We start from the raw sequence: 24,703 nt of genomic DNA, 5'->3' as shown, positions 1-24,703 counted from the left end.
GTCGACCAGCAGGGTCCCTATCAGCGGACCTGTACAGGAGAAAGACACCAGGGCAAGGCTGAAAGCCATAAAAAAGATCCCTATGAGCCCTCCCTGATCAGATTTGGCGTCGATCTTATTGACAAATGAACTGGGCAGGGTGATCTCAAAGGCTCCCAGAAAGGAGGCTCCAAAGGCTACCAGTAATAAAAAGAACAGGAAGTTGAAGACACCATTGGTAGAGAGGGCATTGAGCGCATCTGAGCCGAAGAAGATGGTGACCAGCATGCCCAGGGCGACGTAAATGATAATAATGGATAAACCATAGATGGTTGCCTGTCCAATGGCCCTGGCCCTTGTACCGGCCCTTTTGGTGAAAAAACTGACCGTTAGGGGAAGCATGGGGAAAATGCAGGGCATCAGGATGGCTGCAAAACCGAATAGCAGTCCGTTAATGAATATCTGCCAGAGGGAAATGTCTGTTTCGTCACCAGCTTTCACGGCGCTTCCCTGCGGTGCCTGTGCCGCCTTTTCTTTCTCATATGGGGCAGAAAGACTGTCGTTGCTGGTACTGGTATCTTCCGTTATTTCGGTGAACTCGATATCATCTAATGAAATGGTATCAGCTTGTATGGTAAATGCAGAAACGTTTTTCGCAAAGAAAACTAATAAAATACCTGTAACAACAATGATAAAATACTTCTTAAACATTATTTTTCTTTTGAAGGCGTGAAATTAGCAAATATTATTGACTAGCGTCCCATTTGGATGGTCGCATTAATGTAAATAATAGTATGTCAGCGTTTAGGTGTTGAGAAGGGTGTAAAAAGCAGCCATTAGCTGCTTTTTTATTATTTAACAGGAATGCTAAAATTTACTTCGTCGGGAGGTAAACATTCTTTGTCATTACAAACCATAAACTCGACCGTGCCTTTTACGTTGGTTGTGGCCTTATTTAATTTAATTTTTTGCTGAAATACTACAGCATTTTCGAAATATACAACATCCATATCAAATACTTTTTCAAAATGACTGATGCCTTTAGGTTCACTCGTTTTTCCTAGAACAGCGTAATCAGCAGATTTAGCAAAAGTAAAGCTTGTTGGAATAGGGCCTCCGGGTTTTATGTTTTGTGAATATACATGCCACCCCTTTTCTATGGTGGCTTTTATGAGCACCATTGCCTCATTATTATTTAATTTTTTTGCGGCGTAAGACCATTTAACAGGAGTTTTGATTTGTGCTGAGGTGGTTAAGGTGGTGAGCAGTACAAATGCTAATAATGCACTTAATTTTTTCATATGTGAAATCGTTTTAACGTGTTTTATAAGACTATTTTGTCTATTAAAAGTTTAATACTACAATTTATCGATGACAAAGCTAATTTCTTTTATTCCAAAATCAGTCATATGCCCATTAAAATTTACGAGTAACTTTCCTTCGTCGTTTACATCAATAACCATGCCCTCAACCGTTACGCCATTTATAGAGAAGAGGCTTCGCTGATTTAGTCGGAATAGGTATGATTTATATTCTTCTTTTTGCTTTAGGTAGCTTTTCGAGTGAAGTTCTTGGTATCTTATGCTTATGCAGTGGCAGCAATCGGTAAGAAGCTGTTTTAAATCAAAATGTTTATGAAGTAATGATTTAAGTGAAGCTGCTCTCGCACTATTTGGGTCAAAATATGTCTGATTAATATTCAAACCTATGCCAACTATGGCATGTTTCCAGTTCTTACCTCTAATAATATTCTCAATTAAGATTCCGCCTATTTTTTTGTTACCTATATAGATATCGTTTGGCCATTTTATAAAAAGATCTTTACCGACTATTGGCTTTAAAAAGTCTAAAATACTTAAACTAACAGCTATATTCAGCTTAAACTGCTCGGCGGGAGGCAGGAAAAGAGGGTTCAATAAAATACTGAAAGTCAAATTTTGACCAGCTTCACTCCGCCAAATATTTCCTGCCTGTCCTTTTCCGGCATATTGATCTTCTGCCATTATTACAGTACCTTCACTATATGGCGTAGAATTTGACAGATTAGATTTAAGATAATCATTTGTAGAACTTACCCGTTGAAGAGTAATAATATTTTCTCCAACAATAAGTCCCAAAAAAGTGTTACTTTGCAAAGTCTTTATGGCATTAAATGAAAAACTGTTCAAAACTAAAATTTTTTAATGGTAAAAAGTAAAAAGGTTAAAGAATCTACCTATCTCTCAGAAGTTATAATACACGGTATTCAGGAGAAAAAAGGTAACGAAATAGCTAGATTAGACCTGCAAAATGTTTATAGTTCTGTATCTGATTACTTTGTAATTTGTCATGCAGAGTCTACTACTCAAGTAAGGGCAATAGCCAAAAGTGTGGAAGAAGAAGTGCATAAAACATTAAAACAGGATCCTTGGCGTAAAGAGGGCTTTGATCATGCTGAATGGATTCTATTAGATTATATAGATGTAGTGGTTCATGTATTTAAGTCGGATAAAAGGCAGTTTTATGCGATTGAAGATCTGTGGGGCGATGCAGAACTTAAGTACTTTCAGAGTGCTTAATTGCCCAAAAAATAAAACAAACAGGATAACAATTTATGAAAGAAAATATGTCAAATCAACCTGGGAAATTAAAAAAAGTTCCGGGGAAAAAAATAACCCCAAAACCTCCTAAATTCAATATTATGTGGCTTTGGGTCGCTATGATATTGGGTTTTATCGCTTTACAATATGTCTTTACAGGCGAAAACGCCAAAGAAATAACCTATCAAAAATTTGAGGCTACCATGCTTAAAGCAGGTGATGTAGAAAAGATTGTAGCATACAAACGAAACGAGTTAATAGGAGTTGAGGTTTATATTAAAAAAGATCGGTTAGGAGAAGAAAAGTATAAGGATGTAAAACCTAAAAGTAACAGTCTCAATTTAACTAGTGGAAATGCTGGACCTCAATATTTTTTTCAGGATGGATCTTTTGATGCATTGGAGCGTAAGCTAAATGCCGCACAACAAGGAGTTCCAGAGAATGAAAAGGTAAGTGTCACTTTAGAAGAGCGTAACAGTCCCTGGACTGGCTGGCTATTGTCTATTATTTTGCCTTTAGGTTTAGTTATTTTATTCTGGGTATTTATAATGCGTAGAATGGGAGGCGGTGCAGGTGGTGCAGGCGGTCAAATCTTTAATATTGGAAAGTCTAAGGCACAACTTTTTGATAAAGAATCACAAGTCAACATTACTTTTAATGATGTTGCAGGGCTTGAAGAGGCTAAGCAGGAAGTAATGGAAATTGTTGATTTTTTAAGAAATCCTAAGAAGTATACTAACTTGGGTGGAAAGATTCCGAAAGGTGCATTACTGGTAGGATCACCCGGTACAGGAAAAACCCTATTAGCAAAAGCAGTCGCAGGTGAGGCACAGGTTCCCTTTTTCTCACTTTCTGGTTCTGATTTTGTTGAAATGTTTGTAGGTGTTGGTGCATCACGTGTAAGAGACTTATTTAAGCAAGCGAAAGATAAAGCTCCTTGTATTATTTTTATTGACGAGATTGATGCGATAGGAAGAGCTCGTGGAAAGAATAATATAGTCGGAGGCAATGATGAACGGGAAAATACACTCAACCAGTTATTGGTGGAAATGGATGGCTTTGGAACAGATTCGGGAATCATTATTCTCGCTGCAACAAATAGGCCGGACGTTTTGGATTCGGCCCTATTACGACCTGGTCGTTTCGACAGACAGATTTCGATTGATAAACCCGATTTAGTCGGAAGAGAGCAGATTTTCAAGGTTCATCTTAAACCAATTAAACTGTCGGCAGACGTGGAAGCAAAGAAGCTCTCTGCGCAAACGCCAGGATTTGCTGGAGCTGAGATTGCTAATGTATGTAACGAAGCAGCGCTGATAGCCGCACGGAGGAATAAGGAATCTGTGGATATGCAGGATTTTCAAGATGCTATTGATAGAGTGATCGGTGGGCTTGAAAAGAAAAATAAGATTATATCTCCGGAAGAAAAAAGAATTGTAGCTTATCATGAAGCAGGGCATGCAATCGCTGGATGGTTTTTAGAACATGCCGATCCCTTGGTAAAAGTTTCTATTGTTCCTAGGGGAGTAGCGGCATTAGGATATGCTCAATATTTGCCGAAAGAACAATTTCTATATACAACGGAACAATTGATAGATGGAATGTGTATGACGATGGGGGGTAGGGTAGCAGAAGACTTGACTTTTGGAAAAATTTCTACAGGCGCGCAAAATGATCTAGAGAGAATTACAAAACTAGCTTATGCAATGGTGGGGATTTATGGAATGAATGCCAAAGTGGGCAACATTTCTTTCAATGATAGTCAAGAGTCACAGTTTCAAAAACCTTATTCGGAGAAAACAGCGGAGCTGATTGATGATGAAGTTCGTAATTTAATTGGCGATGTGTATGAAAAGACAAAGAATCTTTTAAAAGAAAATTCGGCGGGACTAAAAGCGTTAGCAGAGAAGCTTTTGGAAAGAGAAATTCTCTTTCAATCAGACTTAGAGGAAATTCTTGGTAAACGCCCCTTTGATCACCGAACTACTTATGATGAATTTGTAAACGGTGACGAAGGATCTGCTGATCAGCGTAAGGCCGCTGAAGGTTTATTACATGAAGGTGTTGGTGATAACTCAGGAACTTTTGAAAATAATAAAGCTTCTGATGAAAATAATGAGACGAAGACAAGCAACTAATTTTCTGCTCTTATAAGTAATAATTTCAGCAGTCTTTCATAATATTATTGAGGCATCACTCTTAGTGATGCCTTTTTCATTATATAATCTCTAATTTTCGCTGATCACTTTTAAGCTAACAGCAACTGTATTAAAAAAAACTCATAAATTGCGCCTATCAAATTTACTTATATGCAAGAGGCCACAGCAAAGGAAAGGTTATTAAAAAAGATTAGGAAGGCGTTGCTCGTAAAGAGAGATAATCCCTACCCGAATCTGGAGGAGCTCCCTTTATATAAACAAACAGACGATGAGGATGCAATTGAAGTTACATTTGCTAAGCATTTTACATCTGTGGCCGGAAACTTTATCTTTTGCGAAGATGAAATACAGTTGGCAGAAGGGTTAATAGGTATAACGGAGAAGGAGGATGTTAAGAAGATTTATGCATGGGAAGAAGAAGTGCAAGCGATATTGGATCGTTATGAATTTCCATATTTTAAATCTGATACTGATTTTGTAAATGCCGAGGTGGGGGTTACAACTTGTGAAGCTTTAATAGCTAGAACTGGAAGCATTATGGTAAGTAATGGCAATATGGCTGGAAGAAGATTAAGTATATACCCACATGTACACGTTGTAATAGCTTATACTTCTCAGATTGTCATGGATCTAAAAGATGGGTTTGAGCTTGTAAGAAATAAATATGAGCTGAGTATGCCGTCCATGATAAGTACTATTACTGGACCAAGTCGTACAGCGGACATCGAAAAAACCTTAGTTCTTGGCGCACACGGACCTAAGCAATTGTACCTGTTATTATTAGACGATACCATAATCTCTTGCTAATTTAATTTTCTCGACTGTATAAAAACTAAATAAATTAGTTTTTATACAGATTTGTTTTGAAATCAGGCCTATTGAAATTTGATATACTAATATTTTTAGTATATTTGCTTTATGGAGGCTTTGCAGAATGATGATTACCTTAAAGGCAGAGGTGCGCAAATAAATACGCATAATAAATTCTTCAAGAATAAGTACGTCACGGAGCACATTGAGGGACTAGACGAGATTTTTTTAGAAAATAGTGCTACGCAAATAATCGAATCGTATCCAAAAAAAATTATAAGCGAAAGTGATAGCCCAGACTTACGTTTCATGCGTTCTATAAATCCTTATCAAGGATGCGAACATGGCTGTATTTACTGTTACGCTCGCAATGCTCATGAGTATTGGGGGTATAGTGCAGGACTTGATTTTGAACGGAAGATTATTGTTAAAAGGAATTGCGCGGAGTTATTGGAGAAAGAATTCAATAATAAAAACTATATACCGGCTCCCATCATGTTGTCAGGAAATACAGATTGCTACCAACCTTTAGAACGTAAACTCAAATTAACGCAATCTTTATTGCAAGTTTTTTTAAAATATAAACACCCTATCTCTATCATAAGTAAAAACAATTTGATTTTAAGGGATTTAGAACTGTTAAAGGAATTAGCAGATCAACAACTTGTTAATGTAGCGATTACCATTAACTCATTGGACGAGACATTGCGACAAAAAATGGAACCGCGTACGGTAACGGCAAGCGGACGACTAAAAGTCATAAAATTATTAAGTGACGCTGGCGTGCCTGTTATGCTGATGTGTGCACCGATTATTCCGGGTCTCAACAGTGACGAGATGCCGAAATTAATTGAACAAGCTGCGAAAAACGGTGCTAAAGCGGCATCTTTCACACTTGTACGATTAAATGGAGCGATAAGTGAAATCTTCCAGGATTGGATACATAAAGCATATCCAGATAGGGCCGAAAAAGTGCTTCATGGAATCGCCTCCTGTCACGATGGTAAGCTAAATGATAGTCAGTTTGGAAGAAGAATGCGGGGAGATGGAAAACTTGCCGAAAGTATTCATCAATTGTTCAAGTTAGCAGTAACAAAGTTTATGGGAGAGAATAAGTTGACCACATTGCGTACAGACCTGTTTACCCCATTGAATGGAAAACAATTAGATCTATTTTAGCATAAATACGGCTTTTTTCGTTATTTTCACAGACATTATTTATTTATGGAAAGCTATATAATAGAAACACCCGTTGCTAGTTTAATTTTTATCTTTACACTTATTACAAGTATCTATGCATTTTCTCATCAAGATGTTTTAGTAAAGTTTATGCTGCATCCGTATAGCGTGAGCAGAGGGCAACGTGTCTATACGTTAATCACAAGTGGACTAATTCATAAAGATTGGATGCACTTATTTTTTAATATGTTCACCTTCTCTTTTTTTGGTTTCCAATTGGAGAAAATTCTTGTTTCTATAAGTAGTTGGGGCCATGTACAGTTCGCCTTAATTTATTTCATGAGTCTTATCCTGAGCGATATTGGAACAATGGTTAAACAAAAGAATAATTATAACTATCACAGTTTAGGAGCATCAGGGGCAATATGTGGGGTGTTGTTTAGTGCTATATTATTTCAACCTACATCTTATATAGGGGTATTTTTTATTCCGATACCGGCAGTTGTTTTTGGCCCATTGTTTTTATTCTATTGTATATGGGCAGCGAAGGCTGGTGGAAGAGATGGTGTTAATCACGATGCTCATTTTTATGGGGCTTTGGTAGGAGTAGCTTTAACAATTGTATTGTATCCGCAGGTGATAGGACATTTTTTTAATGCGGTAGGACAATTAGTTGCTTAACGAAATGAAAAGACCAGCTAATAGCTAATTCGCTGGTCCTTTAAATAGTGCTATCGTTTCGGCAGAACGAAAATTTCCATTGTCATCTGTTAAAAAAGTCATCGGTTTTTCTGGATTTTTGATGATTTCAAATAAGGAAAAGCCCCACGGTTTCCAAAAGTTTTCTAATACCTGACCAAGTGTTTTTACTTGAAAGGTGTCAAAAATAGGGCGTGCATCCATACCTTTCAAAGACATAGGCTCTATGTATATAGCTTGATCCGTGGGTAGGATGGTGTATTCCGGAAGCCGATTAAATAAATATGCTGAATAAAAGTATAGGCCACATAACTCTTCAAACTGAATGGCGTGGAGCTTGTTCCCTGCTATTGCTTTTAGAATCTTTTCATGATAGATGTCATTAGCGCCATTATCCTGTAAACATGCCGTAATACCAAAGTTTTTCATTCGTAGTGAAAATACCAATGTATTTATTTCGTCTCTGTAGCTAAACGTGTTGTCGGGATTATCTACCTCAAAAACGTTAATACTGAAAGGCATGGCGTTTTCAAATTCAATGGGTTGGATGATCGACTGAAGCATGTAATGCAAATTGGTGAACTTCTTTGCTAGCGCTTGGGAAAAGTTTATTGCTTCTCCATTAATGAGCTGCTGGCGTATTCCTATTTGAATCTCATTAAACACGATGCCATAGAGAAGTTTTCCGATCCATTGGAAAAGCACCAATTTATCGAGTGCTTTTACTGACTCATATCCCTGTAAAAAAGCTGAAGATATTTTATTCTCCAAAGATTCTAAGGGACCAATTGTAGAGGCCGCGCATGGCAGCTTAAGTTTTTTATAGGTCGAGATACTTTCATCTAATAGCTTAAATGGCTTATCTTCGAGATCAAATTCCTTCATTAACCACAGAGGAAATACATGTGTTTCCTCATCGATAGAAGACAATGGTAATCCACTTAAAAAACAGGTTTTACTGTCAAAAAGAAACTTATCAAATGGATTATATAATATAATAGGCATGAATAGTAATTATTATTCCTCTAGCTAAGAGTATGTAAAAAGCAATAACGAATACTAATTCCCATATTGATTTTCATAGTATTCTTGATAGGCTCCAGAAGTGACATTCTCTAACCATTCTTCATTAGCCATATACCAGTCGACAGTTTTCTCTAAACCCTCCTCAAATTGTAGGCTAGGTACCCAGTCAAGATTCTTTTGGAGCTTCGTAGAGTCTATGGCATAGCGCAAATCGTGTCCTGCTCGATCTTTCACAAAGGTGATCAACTTGGCAGATTCACCTGGCTGACGGTTTAGCTTCTTGTCCATTATAGTACAAAGCAGCTGTATGAGGTCAATATTTTTCCATTCATTATGACCTCCTATATTGTAGGTGTCTCCCGCTTCCGCCTGGTGAAAAATTACATCTATTGCCCGTGCGTGATCTTCCACCCAGAGCCAGTCGCGAATATTTTCTCCTTTACCATACACGGGCACAGGTTTGTTATTTTTAATATTGTGAATAGCAAGGGGGATTAACTTTTCCGGAAAGTGGTGTGAGCCATAATTGTTAGAGCAATTAGATATAACGGTATTTAACCCATAAGTATCCTGATAAGCGCGTACGAAGTGATCAGAGCTCGCTTTGGACGCAGAATAAGGTGAATGCGGATCATATTTAGTTTCTTCCGTGAACATACCCGTGTCTCCTAAGGCACCATACACTTCATCGGTGCTAACATGATAGAAGCGTTTACCTGTATAGTCATTTTTCCAGTATTCGCGTGCTGCATTCAGAAGATTTACCGTTCCTACAACGTTGGTTAATACAAAATCAATTGGATTGCTAATAGAACGATCTACGTGCGATTCAGCAGCTAAATGTATTACCGCGTCAGGTTTCTCCTGCGCAAAAAGATTATCAATAAAAGGGGCATCCGTAATATCTCCTTTAACGAAACGATAGTTTTCTGCTTTTTCAATATCCTTTAAATTGGCTAAATTTCCGGCGTAGGTTAATTTATCCAAATTAATGATCTGGTAGTTTGGATAGGTGTTTACAAAGCGACGAACAACGTGAGATCCTATAAAACCGGCTCCTCCTGTAATGATTATCTTCATTATAATTAAATTTTAATTTTTGAAACTTGGCTGCGAAAGCTATCACATTTAACCAAATGGTGTATTTTCTTTTAAATATAATTCCCAAACCCAAGCTGAACGCATCATTTCGTTGATGTCAAGTGCAGCTTTCCAACCCAATATGTTAGTGGATTTGGAAACATCGCCCCAAACCTTTTCTATATCACCAGCTCTCCGGGGACCAATTTGATAGTTAAGTTTAACACCGGTGGAGGCTTCAAAAGCATTTATTATTTCGAGTACTGAAAGCCCTTTTCCCGTACCAATATTAAAAACTTCATAGTTGTTTTCAGATTTATTTTCTTCCATGCGTTTGATAGCAGCAACATGAGCCTTCGCTAAATCCACTACATGAATATAGTCCCTAATTGCAGATCCGTCGGGCGTGTCATAGTCATTACCGAATACCGTTATCTTTTCGCGTTTTCCAATAGCCGTTTGTGTAATGAAAGGGACTAAGTTTTGTGGGACACCCAAAGGAAGTTCGCCAATCAATGCACTTTCATGGGCTCCAACGGGATTAAAATAACGTAAGGCAATGATGTGATAGTTTTGGAAAGCTTTTGCGGTATCGGCTAGGATTTCTTCGGCAACTTGTTTGGTATTGCCGTAGGGAGACTCGGCCTTTTGTACCGGTGCACTTTCAGTTACTGGTAGCTGCTCTGGTTGGCCATATACTGTACAGCTAGAAGAAAAAACAAAATTTATTTCTTTACCCTTATAAGCATTTAACAAGTTGATTAATGAAAAAAAGTTGTTTCGATAATATTTTAGTGGTTCATCAACAGACTCGCCAACGGCTTTACTAGCAGCGAAGTGTATCACCCCGGTTATATCCGTATTATTGTTAACAAAGTCAGTAACTTGTTTCTCATTGCAAAGGTCAAACTCATGAAATAGCGGGGCAATACCTGTGATGGCTTCAATCTGTTTTAAAACGCCTTTATTGGAGTTCGATAAATCATCGATAATGATAGGTGTATAGCCAGCATTTTGAAGTTCAACCACCGTGTGCGAACCAATGTAGCCGGTACCTCCGGTAACTAATATTTTGCTCATAAAAACTATTTAATGCTTGTTATAATACGTAAAATCCTTATGTTTTATTTCCTGTTCTGGTAATGATTTGAAGTATTCGTAAGTTATTTTTAATCCTTCCGCTCTGTTTACCTTTGGGCTCCATCCTAGTATCTCTTTGGCCTTGGTAATATCTGGTTGCCGTTGTTTAGGATCATCTGCAGGTAAATCTTTGTAAATTAACTTTTGTTTAGTTCCTGTCAATTTGATGATCTCTTCCCCAAACTGTTTGATCGTGATTTCATCGGGGTTGCCTATATTCATAGGCTGTGTGTAATTACTCATGAGTAAACGATAGATCCCTTCTATCTCGTCATCAACATAGCAAAATGATCGCGTTTGAGATCCGTCGCCGAAGACTGTCAAGTCTTCTCCTCTCAATGCTTGTCCAATAAAGGCGGGTAATACCCTGCCGTCATTGAGTCGCATACGTGGGCCATAAGTATTAAATATTCTAACAATGCGGGTATCTAGGCCATGAAAAGTATGATATGCCATTGTAATAGCCTCTTGAAAGCGTTTAGCTTCATCGTATACTCCCCGTGGTCCAACAGGATTCACATTTCCCCAATATCCTTCTGACTGAGGGCTAACTGCCGGATCTCCGTATACTTCTGAAGTAGAGGCTACTAATATACGTGATTTCTTTGCTCGTGCTAGGCCTAGCAGATTGTGAGTGCCTAATGATCCGACCTTCAGTGTCTGAATAGGTATTCGTAAGTAATCTATAGGGCTGGCAGGTGAAGCAAAATGAAGTATATAATCTAACTTGCCAGGAACATGTACAAATTTAGAAACATCATGATTGTAAAATTCAAAATTTTCAAGTTGAAATAAATGTTCGATATTTCGTAGATCTCCAGTAATTAGATTATCCATTCCTATTACGTGAAAATCCTCTTTAATGAACCTATCACAAAGGTGGGAGCCTAAAAAGCCTGCGGCGCCCGTAATAAGTATTCGTTCTCTCGGCATAATGTTAACGCAAATTGTTATGAATATTCTTTGGCGAAGATAAACAAATTGAATATAATTGCCGTTTCTTAAGGTAAACAATTACCGTACGGAAACAATAATATATTGTACTAAATTCCTGTCTTTTATGTGGATTCTTTATAACATCGGTATTTATTTGGGGCAAGCTCTTGTGTTTATGATGGCGCCCTTTAACCAGAGAGTTCAAAAATGGAGAGATGGACGTAAGGGTTTATTCCAGTTAATTGAGAGCAAAATTGATAGGTCAAAGTCGCACGTATGGTTTCATTTCGCTTCGTTGGGAGAGTTCGAACAGGGACGTACTGTTTTGGAGGCTTATCGGGAATATTTTCCTGAAAAGACTATTGTAGTTACCTTTTTTTCTCCGTCTGGCTATGATGTAAGGGCTAATTATGCAAAGGCCGACCATGTTTTTTACCTTCCTGCGGATACACCAGGAAATGCTAAGAAATTTATTGATTTGATAAAGCCTGAAGAGGTCTTTTTCGTCAAATATGAATTTTGGCACAATTACTTAAAACTACTGCATCAGCGAAACATACCTCTTTATTTAGTTTCGGCCATATTTAGAAAAAGTCAACCTTTTTTTAAATGGTATGGAGGCTTTTTTAGATCTACCCTTTATTATGTAAAGCATTTCTTTGTGCAAAATCAGGAGAGCGTAATATTATTACAGGAGATCGGTATTGATGCCGTTACACTCACGGGAGATACTCGGTTTGATAGGGTAGCCAATCTTTCATTAAAAAAAAGAAATATTGATATCATATCAACGTTTGTAGCCAGTAATAAAGTTTTAGTAGCAGGAAGCACCTGGCTACCCGATGAGGAACTACTAATGGCATGGAGGCAAGTATATCCGGAATGGAAGTTGATTATTGCGCCACATATAATTGATGCACTACATTTAAAAGAAGTTGATAGCCGTTTTAAGGATAGTGTTCGCTTTTCAGTACTCAATGCTGGTGCAGATATTGTGCATGGTAAAGAGCCATATGTGCTGATCATCGATAATATCGGAATGTTATCTTACCTATACGGATATGCTGATATGGCTTATATCGGTGGGGGCTTCGGTGTTGGTATTCATAATATTTTGGAAGCAGCAACTTATGGCGTACCGGTGGTGTTTGGTCCTGAGTACCATAAATTTCAAGAGGCAAAAGATTTAATTGGTGCAAAAGCTGCTTTTAGCGTACACAACTTACAAGAATTTGTGGATGTTTTTGAAAGATTTCAAGACGAGCACACAAGGCAAATCGCTGGCGAGAGAGCTTTTGGATATGTTCAACAACAGGCGGGAGCAACACAGAAAATTATGGATTACATAGCTAGGTTTAAGTCATAGCGTACGCAGACAAAACTTAAACCTAGAATTTAAGTTTGCAACTAACAAATTCTTGTGTAATAAGCAGCCGAGACCCCTTAAATAACCTTCGCCTCACGCATTTTTTTTCTAAATAACTTTCCTGGGAGGTATTTGCTTGCCCAGATAACTTTAATTTCACTACCTGCTATAAATATTTCCTCTTTTCGTTTATGGAGATAGGGAGCAAGTTTGCTTACAAATTTGTCGGCAGACATGGCGTCATTGTGAATGTTATCTTTCTTTTGGTACAATTCGCCATTCCCTTTCAATGCTTTTTCTCCCAACGAGGTGCTAACAAAGCCGGGGCAGACCATGCTTATGTCAATATTGTCATCATAAATTTCCGATCTCAACGACTCAAAATAACCATGTAGAGCATGTTTGGAGGCCGCATATGACGATCTAAAACGCGTTCCTATTTTTCCCATTAGACTGCTTATAACCACAAGATGCCCACTTCCCTGTTTTATCATTGTTGGAAGGACAGCCTGTGTGAGTGCTACAGGCCCCCAATAATTGATATTCATGATTTTTTGGGCCACTGTAATGTCTGTGTCTAGTGCGAGCGCCCTTTGAGTAACGCCTGCCGAATGTATTAAAATGTCTATTCTTCCAAAGATACGCAATGCTTCCTGCGCATGCTGATTAAGATCCGCTATATTTTCAAGATTTAGTGGGAGTACGTGCGTATTCATCGGGTTTCCTTTACATGTTGATTTAACACTATAGAGCTTGTCTCTTGAACGGGCTGAAAGAATAAGCTTTGCCCCCGAAGCACTATAATGTCTAGCAAGGGCTTCTCCAATGCCGGAAGAGGCACCGATAATCCAGATCACTTGGCTAGCAGAGGCTATGTTTTTGTTTTTTTTATTCCTCATTTCTACGGGTTGGTTATTCTTCGTCAAAAAATAAATCAGCAGCGATCTGATCTGCAACTAACTTACCATTGAATGTTAAAGTGATTGTGCCATTGTTTAAAATCGCCTGATTAGCGTCTTCAAAGCTAGCTATTTTTTTAACGATTTTCCTTTTATAGTCATCACCATACTGACGTTCGACTAGGCTGAGGTCCATACCCCACATAGTACGTAAAGAAGTCATGATATATTCATTTATTTTGTCATATAGCGTTAGGTTTTCAATTTCTGCAGGAATTATTTGCTTTAATAGGCTTGAAATATATTGCGCATTGTTGTTGATATTCCATTGTCTTTGCTTACCGTTAAAAGAATGAGCCGAAGGGCCAATGCCCAGATACGGCCTTGACTTCCAATAGTTCGTATTGTGAACGGCATATGATTGAGGTCGCGCGTAATTGGATATCTCATAATGCTCAAAGCCTGCATTAGTTAAAATATCACTTAATATATAGAATTGATTCGCGCTTTGTTCTTCGTTCATAGCTTTTTGCTTACCGCTTTTAATGAAATGAGCTAACGCTGTTTTAGCTTCTACCGTCATGCTGTAGGCAGAAATATGAGGAATGTTATAAGCTAAGAGCTTATCAATATTGGCCTTCCACTTGACATCGGTTAGTAGTGGGAATCCGTAAATAAGGTCGGCTGTTATGTTTTCGAAACCAGCGTCTTGTACCCTTTTTATACTACTGTCTGCTTCTGAAGCACTATGGGCGCGGTTCATCCACACTAAATCTTCTTCATAGAAAGATTGAACTCCTATACTAAATCGGTTAATGGGTGTTTCTCGTAATTCTTTAACCTTCTTTATATGAAGGTCGTCAGGGTTCGCTTCCAAGGTGATTTCTGCGTTATCCTTAATAGTGTGGCGCTTGGCTATTTCGTCAATTAAAGCGTTGATATCATCTGTTTCAAGCAAGGAGGGGGTGCCACCACCAAAATATAGCGTCTCGATCTCCTCATTTTCTAAGTAGTTTGCTTGAAGGTTAATTTCCTGTAACATCGCTTGCAGCATTTCATCTTTATGCTTGAAAGAAGTACTAAAATGAAAATCGCAGTAGTGACAAGCCTGCTTACAAAAAGGAATATGAAAATAAACACCCGCCATTCGGCAAAGTTAGTGTTATTCGGATAAATAAATAATTTCTCGGCTATTGTCTAATTAACTGTGCCTTTTTCCGGTATTGTCCAAAAGTAAAGGGTCGACCCACCGACAGTTATCTGCTTTTCTGGTTTCCAATCGCCCATGTCAAATTCGTTTGAAACAACTCTGGTACCAGGTTTTAATTTTTCTAAAAGTAGGGGGCGAAGTTTTAAATTAACATAAGGTAAAAGGTAAAGCGTTACAACAGAAGCCTTACTAAAGTCCACTTCAAATAAATCTTGCTCAATAAAGGTGACGTGATCCGTTACTCCCTCCTTAATCGCATTTTCGTTAGCCTCTTTTATGCGTAAGGGATCAATATCAACACCTACCCCCTTGGCACCATATTCTTTTGCTGCCATGATAACAATTCTACCATCACCACATCCCAAGTCATAAATCAAATCATCCTTATTAACATTTGCTATTTTAAGCATAGCCTCTACAACTTCGGGTTTAGTTGATACATAAGGAACATCTAAATGTTCTTCTGTTTCTTGTGCTACAGAAGTAGAAGACCAAGTAATAAAAAGAAGAAAGCATAGGAAGAATAAAATTTTATTGGCATTTATGCTTTCTTTTAAAGCGGCATTCAAACGGTTAAAAGCCATAGTTATGTGTTAAGGTTTTTTAAAATCTACTGATTTATTGCTCGTATGTACAACAATCATACCCTTTTTTAAGTATTTGATAGTAGAAATACATAAATGTTCAAAAATTGTTCAACAGATTGTTTGCTAAACGCTTGTGGAAACTTGCTTAAACAGATAACTGGTTTGTTGTGATTTTTTTAATATCTTTGGCGGGTTGATTTGTCTATCATTAGATCAGCGGCCCATTAATAATATCATTTAACTCCCAGAATTAAAAAAAATGGAACCCGTAAAAAACGGAACTCATCAAAAGCAAGAACATAGAGCCAAATTCCATTATTTCCTTATAAAACAAACCGAGTGTAAGAACATTATAAATATCAATTCACATTTACACTCATTAATAATTATATTCTGATGAAATACAAACGTATCCTACTAAAACTTAGCGGAGAAGCCTTGATGGGCAGCAAACAATACGGAATAGATATAGACCGTGTAGCCCAATATGCAAAAGAAATCAAAACAGTATACGATGAAGGGGTTGAGATTGCAATTGTGATAGGAGGAGGTAATATTTATAGAGGTTTAAGCGCTGAAAAGGCAGGTATGGATCGTGTGCAAGCCGATTACATGGGTATGTTAGCAACAGTTATTAATAGCATGGCCCTGCAAGATGCGTTGGAGAAATCTGGTATGAAAACTCGTTTGTTAACGGCGATCAAAATGGAGCAGATTTGCGAACCTTTTATCCGCCGCAGGGCTGTAAGACACTTGGAAAAGGGAAGAATTGTGATTTTTGGTGCTGGAACAGGAAATCCATATTTTACTACAGATACCGCTGCTTCTCTAAGAGCAATAGAGATTAATGCGGATGTGGTTTTAAAAGGAACGCGCGTGGATGGTATCTATACAGCCGATCCTGAAAAAGATCCAAATGCTACTAAATTTGATCAGATTACGTTCCAAGATGTGTATAATCAGGGATTAAATGTAATGGATATGACTGCTTTTACCTTATGCCAGGAAAATAAGTTACCGATCATCGTGTTCGATATGAACAAGAGCGGCAACCTTACTCGTTTAGCAAAAGGGGAAGTAATCGGTACTTTGGTTAAAGATTAATTATTCGTGTTAAAAATAATAAGATAATAATAAAGGTAGAAGGGAAACTAAATAATAACCTTTCTACCTTTCTCATCTCATTATCGTAAAAGATCCTTTAGTGCCTTGTCTACTTTGCTGAAACCAAATTCGGCAATAACCTTTTCAAAAAGATTTTTTATTTCGTTATTCTGTAGGTTGCCTATACTCCCTTCGTGGGTGTGTTTTACCTCCTTTATCGGCCGAAATGAGCCATTTTCTATGGATAGGCCAATATTCTTATAAGCCTCTCTGAAAGGTACTCCTTTAAGCACTTCATTATTCACCACCTCAACACTAAATAAATAATTATATTTGGGATCATCTAAAATAGTTGAATTGATCCGGATATTACTCAGCATCAAAACTGTCATTTGAAGGCATTCGTTGAGCGACCGAAAAGCGGGGAATAAATTTTCCTTTAATAATTGCAGATCTCTATGATACCCCATAGGTAAATTCGTTGTCATCAAGGCTATCTCATTTGGCAGCGCCTGGATTTTATTACAACGTGAACGTATAAGCTCGAAAACATCGGGATTTTTTTTGTGAGGCATAATACTCGACCCTGTTGTGAGCTCATCTGGGAAGCTTATAAACCCAAAATTTTGACTCATGTAAAGGCAAGCGTCCATAGCCATTTTGGCCAATGTTGCGGCTATAGTACTCATACCTTGTGCCAGTATACGCTCTGTCTTTCCTCTACCCATTTGGGCATAAACCACATTGTAATTGAGTGTTTCAAAACCCAATAATTCAGTAGTTAGCGTACGGTTTAATGGAAAAGAAGAACCATAACCAGCGGCAGATCCAAGTGGGTTTTTATTACAAACTTTCCATGCTGCAAGCATTAATTCCAGATCGTCCACTAAGCTCTCGGCATATGCGCCAAACCATAATCCAAAAGAGGAAGGCATGGCAATTTGTAGATGTGTATAACCAGGCATTAATACATCCTTATGGGTATTACTTAGTTGAATCAATAATTTAAACAGTTCCTGTGTGCCTTCGACGATTTTTTTTATTTCACTTCTGAAATAGAGTTTTAGATCAACCAACACCTGGTCATTTCTGGACCTTCCACTGTGTATTTTCTTTCCAGCTTCGCCTATTCGTTGTGTAAGCAAAAGTTCAATTTGAGAGTGAATGTCTTCTACATGTTCATCAATCTTAAAATCGTCAGCTTGGATCTCTTTATATAATTGTTTTAGCTCTTTCTGGATCAAGCTCAGTTCTTTCTTAGTAAGCAAACCAATGCTCTCGAGCATTTGTGTATGTGCCAAAGACCCCAATACATCAAATGAAGCCAGGTGGAGATCCATCTCTTGATCATTACCTACTGTAAATTTTTCGACCGACTGCTCAACTGCCGTTTCTTTTTGCCAAAGTTTCATTCGTATCTATACTATTTTGAAGCTCATAATACCCTAAATTAATTATTTAAATACTAAGGATATAATGATTATTTTGCAATATTTAAATTTTTATGTTTTAAAAGATAACACGATGAAGCATTTCTTTGTATAAAGAAATACTCTCTTCAATTTCGCTAATGTAAATAAATTCATTTGCACTATGTGATCTGGCCGAATCTCCAGGACCTATTTTTAATGAAGGAATATTGAGTAAGGCTTGGTCGCTCATAGTTGGAGAGCCAAATGTTTTTCTGCCCAATGAAATCCCTGCTTTCACAAATGGATGATCAGGAGATATGGAAGATGGATTGAGCCTTGTAGAACGAGGTTTAGCATCTGATAAGATATTTTGTCGGATAATTGCCAATACTTCCTCGTTACGATAAGCGTCTGTTGTTCTTACATCAACCACAAAATCACAAGTTGCGGGTACTACATTATGTTGGGACCCGGCATTAATGATGGTAACATTCATTTTTATAGGTCCGAATAAAGCTGATTCTTTTGGAAATTGATATGATTTAAACCACTCGATATCTTTTAACGCTTTATATATAGCATTTTCGCCCTCTTCTCTAGCGGCATGTCCCGATTGTCCATGAGCAGTACAATCTAACACCATGAGGCCCCGTTCGGCTATCGCCAGTTGCATTTGAGTTGGTTCTCCAACAATGGCAAAATCTAAAGGGCCAAGGTCAGGCAGTATCAATTCAATACCATTTTTGCCGGAAATTTCCTCTTCGGCAGTTGCCGCTAAACACAGGTTGTATTGAAGCCCTTCTTGGTCGTAAAAATAAAGAAAAGCAGCTATGAGAGAGACTAGCGGCCCGCCAGCGTCGTTGCTTCCAAGTCCATATAGTTTCCCCTCTATCACTTCGGCTAGGAAAGGATCTCGTGTATAACCTGTGTTTGGTTTTACGGTATCATGGTGCGAATTAAGCAGGATAGTAGGTTTTGAGGTGTCGTAGTGTTTATTATATGCCCATACATTGTTTTGTTTTCGATGAGAAGGTACTCCTCTATCTGAAAAAAACCGTTGTATGGTATCAGCTGTTTGGTTTTCTTCCTTACTGAATGACGATATACCTATTAAACTTTTTAATAAAACGATACTATCCTCGATTAATTGATCATCCATTTTAATTCTTGTATAATCCGCCTGCTCTTTCGGCAGAAAGTTTGATTCCTTTGATAAAGGCGGAGCTAAATCCATTATGCTCCATCTCATTTAAACCTGCAATAGTGCAACCTTTTGGAGAGGTTACTTTGTCTATTTCGCTTTCAGGATGACTTTGCATTTGTAATAATAAATCTGCAGCTCCTTTAGCGGTTTGAATAGCCATCTTTAACGCATCGTGTGCATGGAAGCCTATCTCAACGCCCCCCTGTGAAGCGGCTCTGATACTTCGTAAAAAGAAAGCGATGCCGCAGGCGCATAAAGCGGTGGCAGAAGTCATTAAATCTTCATTGATGGTAACAACCGCTCCAACAGTTTCGAATAAGCGCGTAACCTCCGCCATATGCTCATCTGTTGCTTTATCAGATGCGATACAGGTCATTGATTGGCCTATGGCAATAGCTGTGTTAGGCATGGCTCGGATAACTGCTGTTTCTTCGCCCAGTTTACTGCGAATATCCTGACAGCTTACACCGGATATGACAGAAACGATTAATTGATTAGTTGGCTTAACAGTAGTTGATATTTGATCTAAAACATGATTAAGTTGCTGAGGAAGCACAGCAAGTACCACGATCTCAGCGCTCGCTACTGCCTGTGCATTATCATCGGAAAGGTTAAATCCAAGAGCTGCTTCGGCCGTCATATTTTTGATGTTCCTTCGTGTTAAAACAATATCTGACGCTTGGCAATAGTTTTTAGCGAGTAATCCCTTTGCTAAAGATAAACCAATATTTCCGCTTCCTATGATGGTGATTTTAGACATGATATAGTATAGTAATTGGTTGAATATTTTATTCGTTAATAATAGTGCCTGCTTGTTGGTCTGTCAAGTCGCTTGCATGTTTAATAATTACCTTTTTAACACCAAGCGATAACGCTTCAAAAGCATTGTCGAGCTTTGGAATCATGCCGTCGGCAATGATCCCTTGTTCCTTAAGCGATTGATAGTTGGAGGCATTTATATGTTTTATTACAGACTCATCGTCATCAATATCTTTTAATACACCTTTTTTCTCGAAGCAATAAATAAGTGAAATATCGTAGTAAGGAGCTAGTCCGACCGCTAATGCAGAAGCGATGGTATCCGCATTGGTATTCAAAAGTTGTCCGTCACCGTTATGGGTAATTGCCGAAAAAACGGGGCATAAATCAATATTTAATAAACTTTGAATTCTTTTTCCATTTATAGACTTGGCGGTCATATCTCCAGCAAAACCATAATCAATGTCTTTTACAGACCTTTTCGTAGTTTGGATTGTATTGCCATCCGCACCGCTTAAACCAATGGCATCACATTTATTCGCTTGTAAAAGTGCCACAATTGTTTTATTTGCCAGGCCCGCATAAACCATAGTCACTATCTTAAGGGTTTCTAAATCAGTTATCCGCCGACCGTGAATCATTTTGGCTTCAATGCCTAAATCATTGGCTAATTTGCTGGCAATCTTCCCACCCCCATGCACTAGAATCTTCTTTCCTTCTAGATTTGAAAAATTCCTAACAAAATTCCCTAGCGCTGCTTCGTTCTCTACAATATTGCCGCCGATTTTTATAATATTCAGTTTATCCATTCTTGTTAGTTGGTGTCAAAACGTAAAATTTAAAAAAACTTGGCTATTTCTTTTTAGATATAAATTATTAAACTAGTTGATCAAGCATTCGTTTCAAAACTGCTTGTGCAGCCCATACACGGTTTCCTGCTTCTTTTATTACTAAAGAAGCAGGGCTATCTAGTAATTCGGAAGCTAATTCTAAATCTCTTCTTACTGGTAAACAATGCATAACTCGGGCTTGATTAGTAACTTTAAATTTTTCAACAGTAGGCATCCATTCCCTTCCTGTTACTAAGATTTTACCATACTCATGGTAGCTCGACCAATTTTTTACATATACAAAATCAGCATTTTTTAATGCTTCTTCTTGATTGGTGGTAATTGTAGCGCCTTTTGTAAAGGATTCATCAAGCTCGTAGCCTTCGGGATGTGTAATGGTAAAGCTTAGTAGGTCTTCCTCTTGTGCTTTACACATCCATTCGGCAAATGAATTTGGAACAGCTTGAGGGAGTGCCTTTACGTGTGGAGCCCACGTTAATACAACTTTTGGCTTATGGGCAACGGTAGTAAAAGTGCCGTTTGCCTCTTTGGACGTGACGGGCGTATGTTCAATAATCGTAATTAAATCTGTTAAACTCTGAAGGGGATGACGTGTAGCGCTCTCCAAGCTTATTACTGGCTTATTGCAGAATTTTATGAATTTATTAAATAAATCTTCACTATAATCTTCTTTGCGATCTTTTAAGCCTGGAAAAGAACGTAAACCCAAAATATCACAATACTCACCCATAACGGCTGCTGCCTCCCTAATATGTTCAACAGTTGTTCCATCCATCACCACGCCATCGCGTGTTTCTAATGCCCAACCGTCTTTATCCATATTCATAACCATCACATCCATACCGAGATTCATAGCCGCTTTTTGAGTGCTTAATCTGGTGCGTAAACTCGGGTTTAAGAATACCAAGCCAAGCATTTTGTTCTGACCTAAACTTTTAAAAGCGTAAGGGTTGGCCTTTAGGGCTAAAGCTTCCTTTACAATCTCCTGTAGATTATCTATATTTTGTACTGAAAAAAATGTATTCATCTAATTAATTACTATTGGTTATCACTTGCTGTATTGTAAGGATTTACTCGGACTTTCTCCATCCATTTTTCGGGTTGCAGAATCGATTCCCAGCCGTATTTCTTATATAAACCATGTGCGTCAGCCGTTAATAATATCCATCTTCTTAATCCTTGAAGCGGTGGATGTGCTGTTATTTCTTTAATAAGCCATTTGGAAATCCCCTTTCCTCTGAAGTCAGAAAGAACAAACACATCGCCCAAATAAGCGATTGTACTATAATCTGTTATTATTCGAGCGTATGCTATTTGTTTTTCCTGATGAAAAACACCAAAGTTTAAGGAATTGTTAATCGATCTTTCAACAATCGCCAATGGAATATTTTTTGCCCAATAACTTTCTGTTGATAAATATTGATGAATCATGGCAATATCCATAAGGCTCTTGTCTGTTGATATTATAAAATCACCTTCAATACTCATGATCTTCTTTTCTTATACCTTAACGGTTTACAATCGATTTAATCTCTCTTTTAATGCTTCAAGAAACCTATCTGCTTCCTTCTCTCTAACGTTTAAAGCTGGAAGTAAACGAATAACATTTGGTTTTGCCTCCCCTGTAAAAATATGATTTTTAAACAACAGATCCTTTTTTACTTGGTTCAGTTCTTCCGGGAGATCGATTCCAATCATTAACCCTTTACCTCTGACTTCATTAACTTTGTCGAAACCTTTAAGCTCTTGAAGAAGATAAGCGCCAACTCGTGCAGCGTTCTGCATTAATTGTTCTTTTTCCATGGTTTCGAGCACAGCTAAAGCTGCGACACATGCTAGATGATTGCCTCCAAAAGTGGTGCCTAGCTCTCCAAACCAAGGTTTTATCTTGGGGGAAATAGCTATCGCTCCAATTGGAAAACCATTGCCCATCCCTTTAGCCATACTATAAATATCAGCCTCAATAGCGGCGTGATCATGTGAATAAAACTCACCTGAACGACCATAGCCACATTGAACTGAATCTGCAATGAAAATGGCATTATATTGGCTCGTAAGCGTGCGTATTTTTTGTAAAAAACTATTGCTGGCGACACGAATACCGCCTACACCCTGAATGCCTTCAATGATAACTGACGAAATCTCTTCACCATATTGGCTAAAGGCCTTTTCCAAAGCTTCTTCATCATTGAAAGGAAGGAAAATGATATTGTCTGTTTCATTAACTGGTGCAACTATTTTTGGATTGTCTGTTGCAGAAACTGCGAGCGATGTACGCCCATGAAAAGATCCACTAAAAGCAAGAACTTTTTTGCGGCCATTATAAAATGAAGCTAATTTTAGCGCATTCTCATTTGCTTCCGCTCCTGAATTACATAAGAAAAGTTGGTAGTCTTTTTTGCCTGAAACTTTTCCTAACAATTCTGCCAATTGTTTCTGCAGCGGTATTTCTATAGAATTCGAATAAAAACCAAGTTTATGTAACTGATCGGTTATACGTTGTATGTAATGAGGATGACTATGTCCAATAGATATAACAGCGTGCCCACCGTATAAATCCAAATATTCTATTCCGTTGACATCGTAAACATAAGATCCATCTCCTTTTACAATTTCAATGGGGTTTATTGGGTATACATCGAATAATTTCATTCTTAAATTCTTATTAATAATATAGAAAGATTAACAGCTTCTAAAATCCTCCTGCCTTCAGTCTCAATCCAGTGGTTTCGGCTAAGTCGAATAGGAGATTCATATTCTGTACTGCCTGTCCGCTTGCACCTTTTAATAAGTTGTCTATAATCGAAATGATCAAAAGTTGTTTGCCATGTTTCTCTACATGAATTAAAGCTTTGTTTGTATTCACCACTTGCTTTAAATCTATATTAGTAGGACTGACATGTGTAAACGGGTGCTCAGCGTAGAATTCCTCATACAAACGAAGAGCCGCTTCGGCGCTAAGGTCAGAGGCTGTATAGATACTTGCCAAAATTCCTCTTGTAAAATTTCCGCGTTGAGGAATGAAGTTAATGGTATGATTAAAATTTGGTTGTAATTTTAATAGACTCTCGCCAATTTCATTTAAGTGTTGGTGTTCAAAGGCTTTATAGACTGAAAGATTGTTGTTTCTCCAACTGAAATGTGAAGTTGTTGACAAACTTTGGCCTGCTCCCGTAGAACCGGTGGTAGCATTAATATGAATATCCTGGCTAAGGAGCCCTTTAGCGGCCAAGGGAAGTAATCCTAACTGTATGGCCGTAGCAAAACACCCTGGGTTAGCAATGTGTTTTGCAGATACAATATCATTCCTTTGCAATTCAGGCAAGCCATAGGTGAAGTTTTCAGCATGTTGTTTCAACCTAAAATCCTGACTTAGATCAATGATCTTTATATGAGGTTCGATGTTGTTGTTATCTAAAAATTTTTTAGCGGCACCATGGCCAACACACAAGAACAAAACATCTATTTCCTGTGAAAGCTCATCTGTAAACTGAAGTTCTGTTTCTCCAAATAAATCAGTATGAACCGTGTAAACAGGATTTCCTGCATTACTGTTGCTGTTTACGAAAATAATTTCGGCCTGTGGATGATTAATGAGTATTCTTATTAATTCACCTCCTGTATATCCCGCTCCACCAACTATTCCTACTTTAATTTTAGTCATTTTTTTATGAGTTACCAGTTACCAGTTGTCAGTTGCGAGAAAGCCAAGGAGGCAACTCGT

General features: G+C 37.9%; 25 protein-coding genes. 7 read left to right on the top strand and 18 right to left on the bottom strand.

The genetic code is table 11. The annotated features are described in order from the left end of the window. The 3 genes from BMY50_RS17980 to BMY50_RS17970 all read right to left on the bottom strand — a co-directional run. Positions 1-690: cytochrome c biogenesis protein CcdA (locus tag BMY50_RS17980; protein WP_317040853.1), on the bottom strand; the 690-nt coding region annotated here is incomplete at its 3' end. A 140-nt stretch (positions 691-830) separates the two neighbouring features. Continuing rightward, entirely contained in the window at positions 831-1,280 is a 450-nt protein-coding gene (locus BMY50_RS17975) for a protein-disulfide reductase DsbD N-terminal domain-containing protein (RefSeq protein ID WP_093327050.1), read from the bottom strand. Between the two features lie 57 nt (positions 1,281-1,337). Continuing rightward, positions 1,338-2,147 (bottom strand): biotin--[acetyl-CoA-carboxylase] ligase, encoded by an 810-nt coding sequence (locus tag BMY50_RS17970; RefSeq protein ID WP_162276623.1) that lies wholly within the window; start codon positions 2,145-2,147, stop codon positions 1,338-1,340. 15 nt (positions 2,148-2,162) lie between these two features. Between BMY50_RS17970 and rsfS the strand changes: the two genes are divergently transcribed. The 5 genes from rsfS (at position 2,163) to BMY50_RS17945 (ending at position 7,387) form a co-directional block, all read left to right on the top strand. Continuing rightward, positions 2,163-2,537 carry a ribosome silencing factor gene (rsfS, locus tag BMY50_RS17965; protein ID WP_093327046.1) on the top strand — a complete coding sequence of 125 codons (375 nt, stop codon included), beginning with the start codon at positions 2,163-2,165 and terminating at the stop codon, positions 2,535-2,537. A 35-nt stretch (positions 2,538-2,572) separates the two neighbouring features. Next, positions 2,573-4,696, top strand: coding sequence for an ATP-dependent zinc metalloprotease FtsH (ftsH, locus tag BMY50_RS17960; protein WP_093327044.1), 2,124 nt, complete (start codon positions 2,573-2,575; stop codon positions 4,694-4,696). Positions 4,697-4,867: 171 nt separating this feature from the next. Next, positions 4,868-5,524: a LutC/YkgG family protein gene (locus BMY50_RS17955; RefSeq protein ID WP_093327042.1), complete on the top strand. Its 657-nt coding sequence runs from the start codon at positions 4,868-4,870 to the stop codon at positions 5,522-5,524. Positions 5,525-5,635: 111 nt separating this feature from the next. Continuing rightward, positions 5,636-6,706, top strand: coding sequence for a PA0069 family radical SAM protein (locus BMY50_RS17950; RefSeq protein ID WP_139202287.1), 1,071 nt, complete (start codon positions 5,636-5,638; stop codon positions 6,704-6,706). A gap of 45 nt (positions 6,707-6,751) precedes the next feature. Next, on the top strand, positions 6,752-7,387 hold the full coding sequence (locus tag BMY50_RS17945) for a rhomboid family intramembrane serine protease (protein ID WP_093327039.1): 636 nt from the start codon (positions 6,752-6,754) through the stop codon (positions 7,385-7,387). 24 nt (positions 7,388-7,411) lie between these two features. Here the strand turns inward: BMY50_RS17945 and BMY50_RS17940 are convergent, their stop codons facing one another. Genes BMY50_RS17940 through BMY50_RS17925 form a run of 4 tightly spaced genes read right to left on the bottom strand, consistent with a single transcriptional unit; the run spans position 7,412 to position 11,584 of the window. Beyond that, positions 7,412-8,410: a hypothetical protein gene (locus tag BMY50_RS17940; RefSeq protein WP_093327037.1), complete on the bottom strand. Its 999-nt coding sequence runs from the start codon at positions 8,408-8,410 to the stop codon at positions 7,412-7,414. A 54-nt stretch (positions 8,411-8,464) separates the two neighbouring features. Next, a complete protein-coding gene (rfbB, locus tag BMY50_RS17935) occupies positions 8,465-9,514 on the bottom strand; it encodes a dTDP-glucose 4,6-dehydratase (protein WP_093327035.1) in 1,050 nt (349 codons plus the stop codon). 45 nt (positions 9,515-9,559) lie between these two features. Next, complete coding sequence (galE, locus tag BMY50_RS17930; protein WP_093327032.1) at positions 9,560-10,591, bottom strand: UDP-glucose 4-epimerase GalE; 1,032 nt, start codon at positions 10,589-10,591, stop codon at positions 9,560-9,562. Positions 10,592-10,600: 9 nt separating this feature from the next. Continuing rightward, positions 10,601-11,584 carry a UDP-glucuronic acid decarboxylase family protein gene (locus BMY50_RS17925; RefSeq protein ID WP_093327029.1) on the bottom strand — a complete coding sequence of 328 codons (984 nt, stop codon included), beginning with the start codon at positions 11,582-11,584 and terminating at the stop codon, positions 10,601-10,603. A 127-nt stretch (positions 11,585-11,711) separates the two neighbouring features. Here BMY50_RS17925 and BMY50_RS17920 point away from each other — a divergent pair, with 127 nt between their 5' ends. Further along, on the top strand, positions 11,712-12,953 hold the full coding sequence (locus BMY50_RS17920) for a 3-deoxy-D-manno-octulosonic acid transferase (protein WP_093327026.1): 1,242 nt from the start codon (positions 11,712-11,714) through the stop codon (positions 12,951-12,953). 77 nt (positions 12,954-13,030) lie between these two features. Here the strand turns inward: BMY50_RS17920 and BMY50_RS17915 are convergent, their stop codons facing one another. The 3 genes from BMY50_RS17915 to BMY50_RS17905 are packed head-to-tail and all read right to left on the bottom strand — an operon-like array spanning position 13,031 to position 15,646. Further along, positions 13,031-13,852 (bottom strand): SDR family oxidoreductase, encoded by an 822-nt coding sequence (locus tag BMY50_RS17915; protein ID WP_093327023.1) that lies wholly within the window; start codon positions 13,850-13,852, stop codon positions 13,031-13,033. Between the two features lie 13 nt (positions 13,853-13,865). Further along, complete coding sequence (hemW, locus tag BMY50_RS17910; RefSeq protein WP_093327021.1) at positions 13,866-14,999, bottom strand: radical SAM family heme chaperone HemW; 1,134 nt, start codon at positions 14,997-14,999, stop codon at positions 13,866-13,868. A 50-nt stretch (positions 15,000-15,049) separates the two neighbouring features. Beyond that, on the bottom strand, positions 15,050-15,646 hold the full coding sequence (locus BMY50_RS17905; RefSeq protein WP_093327019.1) for an SAM-dependent methyltransferase: 597 nt from the start codon (positions 15,644-15,646) through the stop codon (positions 15,050-15,052). Between the two features lie 399 nt (positions 15,647-16,045). Between BMY50_RS17905 and pyrH the strand changes: the two genes are divergently transcribed. After that, on the top strand, positions 16,046-16,753 hold the full coding sequence (pyrH, locus tag BMY50_RS17900) for a UMP kinase (RefSeq protein WP_093327016.1): 708 nt from the start codon (positions 16,046-16,048) through the stop codon (positions 16,751-16,753). 80 nt (positions 16,754-16,833) lie between these two features. On the opposite strand, the gene argH is transcribed toward pyrH, so the two are convergent. From argH to argC, 8 genes are all read right to left on the bottom strand, one after another. Beyond that, on the bottom strand, positions 16,834-18,165 hold the full coding sequence (gene argH, locus BMY50_RS17895) for an argininosuccinate lyase (protein WP_093327011.1): 1,332 nt from the start codon (positions 18,163-18,165) through the stop codon (positions 16,834-16,836). Positions 18,166-18,262: 97 nt separating this feature from the next. Beyond that, the gene (locus tag BMY50_RS17890; RefSeq protein ID WP_093327008.1) at positions 18,263-19,324 is read right to left on the bottom strand and encodes a M20 family metallo-hydrolase; all 1,062 of its coding nucleotides are present in this window, start codon (positions 19,322-19,324) and stop codon (positions 18,263-18,265) included. A gap of 1 nt (position 19,325) precedes the next feature. Then, a complete protein-coding gene (proC, locus tag BMY50_RS17885; protein WP_093327006.1) occupies positions 19,326-20,129 on the bottom strand; it encodes a pyrroline-5-carboxylate reductase in 804 nt (267 codons plus the stop codon). A 28-nt stretch (positions 20,130-20,157) separates the two neighbouring features. Further along, a complete protein-coding gene (argB, locus tag BMY50_RS17880; RefSeq protein WP_093327003.1) occupies positions 20,158-20,937 on the bottom strand; it encodes an acetylglutamate kinase in 780 nt (259 codons plus the stop codon). A gap of 67 nt (positions 20,938-21,004) precedes the next feature. Beyond that, positions 21,005-22,006: a Rossmann-fold NAD(P)-binding domain-containing protein gene (locus BMY50_RS17875; protein WP_093327001.1), complete on the bottom strand. Its 1,002-nt coding sequence runs from the start codon at positions 22,004-22,006 to the stop codon at positions 21,005-21,007. Between the two features lie 11 nt (positions 22,007-22,017). Further along, positions 22,018-22,467: a GNAT family N-acetyltransferase gene (locus tag BMY50_RS17870; protein WP_093326998.1), complete on the bottom strand. Its 450-nt coding sequence runs from the start codon at positions 22,465-22,467 to the stop codon at positions 22,018-22,020. A 27-nt stretch (positions 22,468-22,494) separates the two neighbouring features. Beyond that, positions 22,495-23,631 (bottom strand): aspartate aminotransferase family protein, encoded by a 1,137-nt coding sequence (locus BMY50_RS17865; protein ID WP_093326996.1) that lies wholly within the window; start codon positions 23,629-23,631, stop codon positions 22,495-22,497. 40 nt (positions 23,632-23,671) lie between these two features. Then, positions 23,672-24,643, bottom strand: coding sequence for an N-acetyl-gamma-glutamyl-phosphate reductase (gene argC / locus BMY50_RS17860; protein ID WP_093326994.1), 972 nt, complete (start codon positions 24,641-24,643; stop codon positions 23,672-23,674). Positions 24,644-24,703 lie beyond the last annotated feature (60 nt).

The organism is Olivibacter domesticus, from assembly GCF_900109575.1.
Taxonomy (GTDB): Bacteria; Bacteroidota; Bacteroidia; order Sphingobacteriales; family Sphingobacteriaceae; genus Olivibacter; species Olivibacter domesticus.
Note: the sequence above shows the minus strand (reverse complement) of the source record. Positions and strands in the feature narration are given on the sequence as shown.